The organism is Caballeronia sp. LZ024 (genome assembly GCF_031451455.1).
GTDB lineage: Bacteria > Pseudomonadota > Gammaproteobacteria > Burkholderiales > Burkholderiaceae > Caballeronia > Caballeronia telluris.
This window is the reverse complement of record NZ_JARUXL010000001.1, coordinates 2,988,612-2,998,689: the sequence shown is the minus strand read 5'-3', so window position 1 is coordinate 2,998,689 and position 10,078 is coordinate 2,988,612. Positions and strand designations below refer to the sequence as shown.

The window sequence follows — 10,078 nt, the reverse complement described above, 5'->3', positions numbered from 1 at the left end:
GATGATAGTGCGGATCTCCCGTGTGAAAGTAGGTAATCGTCAGGCTCCTCATGCAGCAACAAAAAACCCCACCCCAAAAAGGTGGGGTTTTTTGCTTCCAGGTACGGTATTTCGGCGTACACACCGCTTTGTTTGGGCTAACGCGCTCTACGAACGCGACCGGTGCTCGGGTGGTCGTGCCTAAAGGCTCTCACTGAGATAACGTCCGGCCGGGACCTCGATGTCGACGAATCCGCGATCGAGCATTCTCCGCCTGGCTTCTGCTGCTCCAACGCCAAACGCATTAAAATCGGGCGCAGGTCGATTCTCCGCGGCCGCCGAATACAGGTTCTCATGCTACGTTTAAGCGAAGTCAAACTCCCGCTCGATCATGCCGAGGCTGATCTTGAAGCCGCGATTCGGTCGCGCCTGCAAGCGATCGGTGTGCTGGCCGCCGATCTCGTCCGGTACACCGTATTTCGCCGCGCGCACGACGCGCGCAAGCGCTCGGACATCAAGCTCACCTATATCGTCGACGTCGAAGTGAAGGACGAAGCGTCCGCGATACGACGGCTCGACGCGCATCCGCATTGCAGCGTGACGCCCGACATGGCGTACCACTTCGTTGCAAAGGCGCCGGAGAAGTCGGATTTGCCGCGGCCTGTCGTGATCGGCATGGGGCCGTGCGGACTGTTCGCCGGGCTGATTCTCGCGCAGATGGGCTTTCGGCCGATTATCCTCGAGCGTGGAAAGGCCGTGCGCGAGCGCACCAAGGACACTTGGGGCCTCTGGCGCAAGAACGTGCTGAATCCGGAATCGAATGTGCAGTTCGGCGAAGGCGGCGCCGGCACCTTCTCCGACGGCAAGCTCTACAGCCAGATCAAGGATCCGAAGCACTACGGCCGCAAAGTACTCGACGAATTCGTCAAGGCGGGCGCGCCCGAGGACATCCTGTATCTCAGCCGCCCGCACATCGGCACCTTCAGGCTGGTGAGCATGGTCGAGAAGATGCGCGCGACCATCCACCAACTCGGTGGCGAAGTGCGCTTCGAGAGTCGTGTCGAGGATATCGAGATCGAGCAGGGCAAAGTGCGCAGGCTCCGCCTTGCAAACGGCGAAACGCTGCGCTGCGACCACGTGGTGCTCGCCGTCGGCCATAGCGCACGCGATACGTTCGAGATGCTGCACGATCGCGGCGTCTATATGGAAGCCAAGCCGTTCTCGCTCGGGTTTCGGATCGAGCATCCGCAGGGTGTCATCGATCGCGCCCGTTTCGGCAAATTCGCCGGACACGAGCTGCTCGGCGCCGCCGACTACAAGGTCGTGCACCACTGCAGCAACGGCCGCGCCGTCTACAGCTTCTGCATGTGCCCGGGCGGCACCGTCGTCGCGGCGACCTCGGAACCGGGCCGCGTCGTGACCAATGGCATGAGCCAGTACTCGCGCAATGAACGCAATGCGAACGCGGGAATCGTCGTCGGCATCACGCCGGACGATTTTCCCGGCGGCCCGCTTGCGGGCATCGCGTTTCAGCGCAAGTGGGAAGAGCGCGCGTTCGAACTGGGCGGTGGCGATTACTGCGCGCCCGGGCAACTGGTCGGTGACTTTATCGCGGGAAGACCGTCGACGTCGCTCGGTTCGGTCGAGCCATCCTACAAGCCCGGCGTGCGTCCGACCGATCTCAGCACGGCGCTGCCTGACTACGTCATCGAAGCGATTCGCGAAGCGCTGCCGCAGCTCGACCGGAAAATCCCGGGTTTCGCGATGCACGACGCGGTACTCACGGGCGTCGAAACGCGCACGTCGTCGCCGATCCGGGTGCGTCGCAAGGACGACTATCAGAGCGTCAACGTCGATGGGCTGTATCCGGCGGGCGAAGGCGCGGGTTATGCCGGCGGGATCTACTCGGCGGCGATCGATGGCATCGAGGTGGCCGAGGCGCTCGCGCTGAACATGGTCGGGCAGCAGACGGCCGTTTGAAAAGTCAGGGGCCTGATCGGGGCGCTACTGCGGCCCCGTTCAACGATAAAAAAACGCGCGGACCAAAACCTGTCCGCGCGTTTTCACGATCGACATCGCGTCGATCAGGTCACCACGCCCACCTGCCAGGGCACGAACTCGTTCTGTCCATATCCATGCAGTTCGCTCTTGGAAGGCACGCCTGAAGCGCAATCCAGGATCATCCGGAAAATCGCTTCGCCGAGTTCATCGATGGAAGCCGTCCCGTCGATCACGCCGCCGCAATTGATATCGATATCGTCTTCCTGGCGATCCCAGAGCGCCGTGTTCGTCGCGAGCTTGAGCGACGGCGACGGCGCACAGCCGTAAGCCGATCCGCGCCCCGTCGTGAAGCAGATCACGTTCGCACCGGACGCCACCTGCCCCGTCGCGGACATCGGATCGTAGCCGGGCGAATCCATGAAGACGAAGCCCTTCGCGTCGATGCGCTGCGCGTACTCGTAGACCTCGACGAGATTCGTCGTGCCGCCTTTCGCCACCGCGCCGAGCGATTTTTCGAGGATCGTCGTGAGACCGCCGACCTTGTTCCCCGCCGACGGATTGTTGTCCATCGCCGCGCCGTTTCGCGCGCAGTAGGCTTCCCACCACGCAATGCGCGCGAGCAGTTTCTCGCCGACTTCGCGACTCACCGCGCGGCGCGTCAGCAGATGCTCGGCGCCGTAGACTTCGGGCGTCTCGGAGAGAATTGCCGTGCCGCCGTGCCGCACGAGCCGGTCGACCGCCGCGCCGAGCGCAGGATTCGCCGAAATGCCGGAATAACCGTCCGATCCGCCGCACTGCAGCCCGACGACGATATGCGACGCCGGCAACGGCTCACGCGCGACGCGGTTCGCATCGGCGAGCATCTCCTTGACCATCGCGATGCCGCGCTCGACCGTCTTTTTCGACCCGCCGCTGTCCTGGATCGTGAAGCTCTTCAGGCGCTCGCCCTCCTTGAGCCCGCTCGATTCGAGCACGCCTGCAATCTGGTTCGTCTCGCAGCCGAGTCCGACGAAGAGCACCGAATGGAAGTTCGGATGCACCGCGTAGCCGGCGAGCGTGCGCCGCAGGATCGCGAGTCCTTCGCCCAGCGTGTCGATGCCGCAGCCGAGTCCGTGCGTCAGCGCGATCACGCCGTCGACGTTCGGGTAATCGGCGAGCACTTCCGGATGCACGTCGCGCCGGAAATGATCGGCGATGGCGCGCGCGACGGTCGCCGAGCAGTTCACGCTCGTCAGCACGCCGATGAAGTTGCGCGTCGCCACGCGCCCATCGTCGCGCCGGATGCCCATGAACGTCGCGGGCGTTTCCACGAAGTCGGTCGGATGACGGTCCACGCCGAACTCGTGCTCGCGCGCGAAGTCGGCCATGCCGAGGTTCTGCACGTGCACATGCTGGCCGCGCGCAATCGCCTCGCGCGCCACACCGATGATCTGGTTGTAGCGCTTGACCGGCTCGCCCTTCGCGATGTCGCGCGTCGCGATCTTGTGGCCGGGCGGAATCAGCCCGGTCACGACGAGGTCTTCCGACGCGATGCGCGCGCCGGACATCAACTGGCGCGTCGCGATCACGACGTCGTCGTTGGGATGAAGCCGAATGACGGCATGATCGGTGGCAGTGGTGGACATGATGTTTATACGGTGGAGGGCGTGCGGCGCCCGGTGACGGACGTCGAATCGTCGTCGTCCTCGGTGAGCGGTTCGATCTTGCCGACGATCACGAGATAGCTGAACGCGCCGAGGAAGCAGAAGCCGCCCGCGACGCACAACGGAATCGTGAACGAGCCTTTCGTCATCTCGACCATGAAGCCGGTGAACGTCGTGATGACGATGCCCGCGAGGTTCGACGCGAAGTTCTGGATGCCGCCGATCGATGCGACGTGATCGGGCGTCGGCGCGACGTCGCCGGGCAGCGACCAGATGCTGGCGGCGGCAAACGCGAGGCTGCCGTAAGCGATGCCGAAGAACGCGAGCATCAGATAGATGTTAGTCGTGAACGCGGAGAGCGTGATGATCGACGAAAGCAGCATGCCGCCGACCATGCAGGTCTTGCGCGCGCGGGTCAGGCTCCAGCCGCGCTTGAAAAGCGAGTCCGACACGTAGCCGCCGAGCCAGCCGCCGGGAATCGAAATCAGCGCCGGAATCATGCCGAGCGTGCCGAGCGACTTCAGCGAGAAACCGTGCGTCTGCACGAGATAGCTCGGGAACCAGGTGATGAAGAAATAGATCACGAAGTTCAGGCAGAAGAAGCCGAGCATCATGCCCCACAGCGTGCGGTACTTGAACAGCGAACCCCACGTGACCTTGTTCTTCGGCGCGGCCTTGACTTGCGGCACGACGTCGGCGTCGCCGGTGAGATCGCCGCGCGACGGATTCCGGTAGATCAGGAACCAGCCGAGAATCCACACGGCGCCGAGCGCGCCCGTGATGACAAACGACGCTTCCCAGCCGAACGAGCTGATGATGAGCGCGACGACCGGAATCGAGAGCGCCGAGCCGACGCGCGAGCCGCTGTCGAAGATGCTGGTCGCGAGCGCGCGCTGCTGCGGCTTGAACCATTGGGAGACGAGTTTCGCGCACGACGGATACGCGCCCGCTTCGCCGACGCCGAGCATCAGCCGGCAGCCGAACATGCCGGCGACGCTCGTCGCGGCGGCGGTGAGCGCGGTGAAGAGCGACCACCAGCCGACCGCAAGCGGCAGCGCGATGCGCGCGCCGACGCGATCCACGAACCAGCCGAAGGGCATTTGCATGAGCGCGTAGGTCCAGAAGAAGCCGCTCATCACGAGGCCCATTTCAGCCGGGCCGATGCCGAGTGCCTTTTCGATCTGCGGCGCCGCGACCGCGAGATTCGCGCGGTCGATGTAATTCACGGCAATCGCCAGAAAACATAGAAATATCACTACCCAACGCATCTTGCGCATCGTCAGTCTCCTCCAAGGGGCTCAATGCCATGTAGTCGGACCTGCGCCGCGATGACGATGTCGCGGGCCGGGGTCTTTGCTATCGTTTGCAGCGTGCGCGGCCCACTTCTCGCGGCGAGCCTTCGCACTGTCACGCGAGCGCCGCTCGCAGCCTCGGTTGCTCGAGCGCCAGGTTCAGTTCACGCGCGAGTTCGATGACCGGACGCAGGCGCCGCTCTTTCTTCTCGTCGTGATTGCGGGCGATGTCCGCGAGATGGTGCACGAGGAACGGATTCTCGAAGCGGTCGCGCACATCGGCGAGATAGGCGCGCGCGGTGTCGTGCTGGCCGAGCGCGTCGAAGACGGGCAGCACTTCGCGCTCCCACACGGTTTCGAGCGCATCGCGATACGCCGCGTCGCGCATGGCGTCGAGCACGATCATGTCGGGCGCGCCGCCTTGTTTTAGCCACATCTCGACGAGCATCGTGTGGCCGAGGTTCAGCAGCAGCAGCTTGAGGCGCTCGAAATGCGCGAGATCGTCGGTGACGACGATGTCTACGTGCTCGCACGGCAGCGTCATGCCCGGCTTGCGCTCGATGGCCCAAAGTGCGTAAGGCTCCGCGATTGCGCCAACGGGATGGATCGGCTCCGACACGATGCGGTCCACCAGTGAATTCACCCAGACGCAGCGTTGTGTCAAATAGTCGATGAACGCGTCGTCGACATGCCAGCCGCGCGCGACGCCCGCTACCAGGTCGCGCAAGGTGTCGCCGTTATGCGAAATCAGCTCGCACGGCAGCAGCGTGATCGGCTCGCCACCCGCTCGATAGCGCTCGTGCAGCAGTACCGCGAGCTTCGCCGCGAAGCCGCGCGGTGTGCGCCGACCGTCGAGCAGGTCGGCGGTGTCGTCGTCGAAAAGGGCGTAGCCGGTGTCGGCGGTATTGGAGACGATCGTCTGCACGTCGCGCGCGACGCGCTCGCGCAGGATCTGCCAGTCGTCGTTCGCGTGCAGCGCCTCGCTGATCGCATCGCATTGGACCGTCATGTCGACCGTTTCGCCGTGGCGCCGGCCGCGAATGCGCACCGGATAGCGACCGTTCACGCGCAACGCGTCGATGCGTGCGCGGCTTTCGGCGCTCGCCGTCGTCTGCACGACGGTGATCTTGCCGAGCGCGCGCGATGGCTCGCGCCGCGCGGCCTGCGCGACGAAGAAATCGACGTGAGCCTGCAGAAACCGGCTCGTGCCGAACTGGAGAATGGGATTGCTCATCGCTGATCCGCTGGTTGGTGTCGTGGGACTAGAATGAAGCTGTGTTTTGGCCTTACCGGAACGCATGTTAGTGTCTGCAAAACGAACTGGTCAAGCCACTTGTAAGCGGTTAGCGAAGGTCGATTGCGGCCCGTACCGCCCGTCAACGCTTCCGCTGATTACAATCCACGTTTTCCCGAGCCTTCCGAGGAGCCGCCACGTGAGCGTGAAACCCGTCGAGACGCGCCGTCTCTATCTGCAGATCGCGGACAAGCTGCGCGAGCTGATCGAGCAGCAGGGATTTGCGCCGAACGGCCGGCTGCCGTCCGAACGCGAGCTCGCGCAGACGCTCGGCGTGTCGCGGCCGTCGGTGCGGGAAGCGCTGGTTGCGCTGGAACTGGAAGGGCGCGTCGAGATTCGCATGGGCTCGGGCGTGTACATTTGCGCGACGCCGGGCACGGTCGCTGCGCCGCAAGCCGACGCCGAACTCGGGGAAAGTCCGCAGGAGATCATGACCGCGCGCCTCGTCATCGAGGGTGCGATTGCCGCGAGCGTGGCGCCGTTCGCGAAGCCCAAGGCGCTCAAGGCGCTGCGGGCGCTTTACGAAACCATGGCGCGGGAAGTGGCAAACGGCCAGGTGCCGATGGCCGCCGACCGCGCGTTTCATCTGGCGATCGCGCAACTTTCCGGCAACGACGTGCTGGTGAGAACGGTCGCGAGCCTGTTCGACGAGCGGCATAGCCCGCTGTCATCGAAGCTAAGAGGGCATTTCGAGGGAGAAGATACGTGGGCCGCGGCACTGACGGAGCATCGGGAGATTCTGGAAGCGCTGGAAGAACATGACGCCGTTCAGGCCCAGGCGGCGATGCAACGGCATATGAAAGCGTCATGCGCGCGCTTGATGACGCGTCGCAAGGGGTAAGCGGCCCGCTCGGAAACGGGCCGCCAAATCGAGCCGGTTCGGTTCGATGTCGCCTCAGTCAGCCAGGATAGGCTTCGTCGACCTTCAGGCCTGCGAGCTTGAAGATCACGCGCAGGGTCTGCGGCGCAATCTCGCGCCGCGAGGCAAGCGTGGTCAGAACGAAGTCCATCACCTTGGCGTACTTGAGCATCGTGAGGCACGATTCGATGTCGGTGCTGCCGTCGCGCATCGATTCCGCGAGACGCAACATCTCCACCGATATCTCTCGGGCCATCTCGAGTTCTAGTTGCTGCTTTTCTGTCCAAGCAGGCATCGCGGTCAGCGCCGCGAGCATGTCCTGAAACTGCTTTTCGGCTTTCTTGTCCGGGATCGCGTCCATCGCCGTCCTCTCATGTTCATGGCGCCGCACGAGTCGCATCGTCGCGCTATGCGTTAGGTATTACGTAGCAAACTTCTCGCGGATGACGACGTCGATATCGTCGAGCGGCGCGGTTTGCCACCAGCTTGTGGGTCTTTCATACTCAGGCGCCTTGCCGCACGCCACGCGCCTTTCGTCGTTCCAACTGGCCTCAATTGTCCGACTATGCACAAAATGTTCCATCCCACCGTCGGGCCGGCACCGGCGGACGGAACGAGAGCGTCTGCGCGCTTTTAGGTAACATTCCTCTTTTGCAACCACCGAACGAGCGGTTAGCGCACATAGCCGCCAACTTGTTCCGCTTTATCCAGCGTTGCGTGCTGCTCATTGCGGCTCGCTGCGGGTTATCCCGCCCACTCACCTCCCGAATTCACATCGGCGTTCATACGGTAAGGCAACATCACGATGGTCAAGAAGTCTTCTGCGTCCGCGACCGGCCCAGCCGACGCATCCACCAAACACGACATCCGTCCCGGCCAGTCGATCGAACTGCTGAAGGAACTGCACATCCTCACGCGCGACGGCAAGATGAATCAGGACAGCCGACGCAAACTGAAGCAGGTCTACCACCTGTTCCAGTTCATCGAACCGCTGCTCGCCGATGTGCACGCCCGCGAGGGCGCGGTCTCTCTTGCCGACCACGGCGCCGGCAAGTCTTATCTGGGCTTCATTCTCTACGATCTGTTCTTCAAGACTCTGCGGGATCGGTCACATATCTACGGCATTGAGACGCGTGAAGATCTTGTGACAAAATCGCAGGAATTGGCTAAAACACTGGCTTTTGAGGGAATGTCTTTTCTGAATCTGTCGGTGGCCGAATCGATTACGTCTGATCAGTTGCCTGAATCGATCGATATTGTCACGGCGCTCCATGCCTGCAACACGGCCACCGACGACGCAATCCATTTCGCGCTACAGAAGAAAGCGAAGTACATCGTGGTCGTGCCGTGCTGCCAGGCGGAGGTGGCGACGGTGCTTCGCAAGCACAAGGGACACGCGTTGTCGAAAAATGTGCTCACCGAAATGTGGCGTCATCCGCTGCACACGCGCGAGTTCGGCAGCCAGATCACGAACGTGCTGCGCTGCCTGCAACTCGAATCGCATGGCTATCAGGTGAGCGTGACCGAACTCGTCGGCTGGGAGCACTCGATGAAAAACGAGCTGATCATCGCCCAGTTCAAGGACCTGCCGCGCGGCAGGCCCGCACAGCGGCTGTCGGATGTGCTCGAAACGCTCGGTCTCGAAGAATTGCGCGAGCGCTTCTTCACGCACTGAAGTCCTCAGGACTGCTGGCTCATCCAGTTTTTCCAGCCTTCGTGGCCGAGCCGGCGCAGCGTGTCCATGTTGCGTTCATAGATGTCTGCGGCATCGGGGAAAGCGTCGGCGGCGCGCTCGATGCTCGCTTCGCGCAGCAAATGGAAGATCGGATAGGGTGCGCGGTTTGTATAGTTTTCAATGTCGTCGGCACTGCTACCTTCGAACCGATAATCTGGATGAAAGCTTGCGATCTGCAGGACCCCTGCCAATCCCATTTGCTTCAGCAAGCGGTCGGCGAAGAAAAGTGCATCGTTGTACTCGATGAAATCGGCCAGCGCGTGGGGCACGATCAGAAGGGTCGTATCGATGCGTTGCGGGTCGCTTTCTTCGAGCACGCGCAGTTCGTTCGACACGTCGACGATCGCGTCTTCCAGCGTGCGCGCTTCGCTCACGACATAGCGGATCTGGTCCTTCACATGCACGCTCTTCGCGAACGGACAGAGGTTCAGGCCGATCACGGCGCGCGTCAGCCAGTGCTGCGTGGCCGCGACGACGTCGTCGCGGGTACTGCGTTCGATCATGTCGATTCCTTGCGATAGGTCGGGCACGCGGCCTCGACGATCAGGGCCGCGACGCGCGGCGCCGCGAGCATCGGGCCGCTGCCGGGGCCATAAGTCTGGCTCGTCGCGTAGATGCCGTCCACCACGAGCGCGAGCGAATCGGCGAGTTCGACGGCATTCGACGCCCCCGCGGCCGTCGCGATTTCGACGAGGCGCTGCATCAGATACTGCTTGTTGCGCGCGACGGCCTGCCGTGCCGGATGCGCCGGATCGGAAAATTCGCACGCCACGTTCACGAACGGACAGCCGCGGTAAGCCGGCGCCGACGCGCGTCTGACGAGATCGTCGACAGCCTGCACGAGTTGCTTCGCCGGTTCGTCCGGATGTTTCGCGAAGCTCGCCTCGATGCGCCGCCGGAATCCTTCGTCCATCCGGTTCAGATACGCGACGACCAGTTCCTCTTTCGACGAGAATTGCCGGTACAGGCTCATCTTGTTGACGCCCGCGCGCTCGACCACCGCATCCACGCCGATTGCGCGGATGCCTTCGCGGTAAAAGAGATCCTGCGCGGCGTCGAGCAATTGTTCCTGCGCGGTGGCGCCGTCCGTGCGGACGGTCTTTCCGGCGGCCCGCTTGCCCGCTTCAACCGATGCGCGTGTCAAAGTCATCTCCTCGAATGGCAACAGCATGCTTGACATGTTACCGATCGGTAACTAAGCTCGCAACACTATTGTGACTGGTTGGTAACGACAAATTGCCGCACGGTACGACGTCGAACATAAAACGGGAGCAG

General features: G+C 63.0%; 9 protein-coding genes. 3 read left to right on the top strand and 6 right to left on the bottom strand.

Annotated features, from left to right (window positions below; genetic code table 11):
• Window positions 1-333: 333 nt before the first annotated feature.
• On the top strand, window positions 334-1,959 hold the full coding sequence (locus QCE48_RS13445) for an NAD(P)/FAD-dependent oxidoreductase (protein ID WP_309787238.1): 1,626 nt from the start codon (window positions 334-336) through the stop codon (window positions 1,957-1,959).
• 104 nt (window positions 1,960-2,063) lie between these two features.
• Here QCE48_RS13445 and QCE48_RS13440 read toward each other — a convergent pair whose 3' ends face one another.
• The 3 genes from QCE48_RS13440 to QCE48_RS13430 all read right to left on the bottom strand — a co-directional run bounded on the left by QCE48_RS13440 (window position 2,064) and on the right by QCE48_RS13430 (window position 6,149).
• Window positions 2,064-3,605 carry an altronate dehydratase family protein gene (locus QCE48_RS13440; protein ID WP_309787239.1) on the bottom strand — a complete coding sequence of 514 codons (1,542 nt, stop codon included), beginning with the start codon at window positions 3,603-3,605 and terminating at the stop codon, window positions 2,064-2,066.
• Between the two features lie 5 nt (window positions 3,606-3,610).
• On the bottom strand, window positions 3,611-4,900 hold the full coding sequence (locus tag QCE48_RS13435; protein ID WP_309787240.1) for an MFS transporter: 1,290 nt from the start codon (window positions 4,898-4,900) through the stop codon (window positions 3,611-3,613).
• Between the two features lie 130 nt (window positions 4,901-5,030).
• Window positions 5,031-6,149, bottom strand: coding sequence for a mannitol dehydrogenase family protein (locus QCE48_RS13430; RefSeq protein WP_309787242.1), 1,119 nt, complete (start codon window positions 6,147-6,149; stop codon window positions 5,031-5,033).
• A 199-nt stretch (window positions 6,150-6,348) separates the two neighbouring features.
• Between QCE48_RS13430 and QCE48_RS13425 the strand changes: the two genes are divergently transcribed.
• Window positions 6,349-7,050 (top strand): FadR/GntR family transcriptional regulator, encoded by a 702-nt coding sequence (locus tag QCE48_RS13425; protein ID WP_309787243.1) that lies wholly within the window; start codon window positions 6,349-6,351, stop codon window positions 7,048-7,050.
• A gap of 58 nt (window positions 7,051-7,108) precedes the next feature.
• Here the strand turns inward: QCE48_RS13425 and QCE48_RS13420 are convergent, their stop codons facing one another.
• Window positions 7,109-7,429 carry a DNA-binding protein gene (locus tag QCE48_RS13420; RefSeq protein ID WP_309787244.1) on the bottom strand — a complete coding sequence of 107 codons (321 nt, stop codon included), beginning with the start codon at window positions 7,427-7,429 and terminating at the stop codon, window positions 7,109-7,111.
• Window positions 7,430-7,873: 444 nt separating this feature from the next.
• Here QCE48_RS13420 and QCE48_RS13415 point away from each other — a divergent pair, with 444 nt between their 5' ends.
• Window positions 7,874-8,743, top strand: coding sequence for an SAM-dependent methyltransferase (locus QCE48_RS13415; RefSeq protein WP_309787245.1), 870 nt, complete (start codon window positions 7,874-7,876; stop codon window positions 8,741-8,743).
• A 5-nt stretch (window positions 8,744-8,748) separates the two neighbouring features.
• Here the strand turns inward: QCE48_RS13415 and QCE48_RS13410 are convergent, their stop codons facing one another.
• The gene (locus QCE48_RS13410) at window positions 8,749-9,306 is read right to left on the bottom strand and encodes a DUF1415 domain-containing protein (RefSeq protein WP_309787246.1); all 558 of its coding nucleotides are present in this window, start codon (window positions 9,304-9,306) and stop codon (window positions 8,749-8,751) included.
• Entirely contained in the window at window positions 9,303-9,953 is a 651-nt protein-coding gene (locus tag QCE48_RS13405; protein ID WP_309787247.1) for a TetR/AcrR family transcriptional regulator, read from the bottom strand. Before QCE48_RS13405 ends, QCE48_RS13410 begins: the two co-directional genes overlap by 4 nt.
• Window positions 9,954-10,078: the final 125 nt, after the last annotated feature.

What these genes read in the sequence shown, in the direction of transcription:
- QCE48_RS13410 (WP_309787246.1), bottom strand. Translation starts at nt 9,306, where the DNA reads ATGATCGAACGCAGTACCCGCGACGACGTCGTCGCGGCCACGCAGCAC.
- QCE48_RS13420 (WP_309787244.1), bottom strand. Translation starts at nt 7,429, where the DNA reads ATGGACGCGATCCCGGACAAGAAAGCCGAAAAGCAGTTTCAGGACATG.
- QCE48_RS13435 (WP_309787240.1), bottom strand. Translation starts at nt 4,900, where the DNA reads ATGCGCAAGATGCGTTGGGTAGTGATATTTCTATGTTTTCTGGCGATT.
- QCE48_RS13415 (WP_309787245.1), top strand. Translation starts at nt 7,874, where the DNA reads ATGGTCAAGAAGTCTTCTGCGTCCGCGACCGGCCCAGCCGACGCATCC.
- QCE48_RS13445 (WP_309787238.1), top strand. Translation starts at nt 334, where the DNA reads ATGCTACGTTTAAGCGAAGTCAAACTCCCGCTCGATCATGCCGAGGCT.
- QCE48_RS13430 (WP_309787242.1), bottom strand. Translation starts at nt 6,149, where the DNA reads ATGAGCAATCCCATTCTCCAGTTCGGCACGAGCCGGTTTCTGCAGGCT.
- QCE48_RS13440 (WP_309787239.1), bottom strand. Translation starts at nt 3,605, where the DNA reads ATGTCCACCACTGCCACCGATCATGCCGTCATTCGGCTTCATCCCAAC.
- QCE48_RS13405 (WP_309787247.1), bottom strand. Translation starts at nt 9,953, where the DNA reads ATGACTTTGACACGCGCATCGGTTGAAGCGGGCAAGCGGGCCGCCGGA.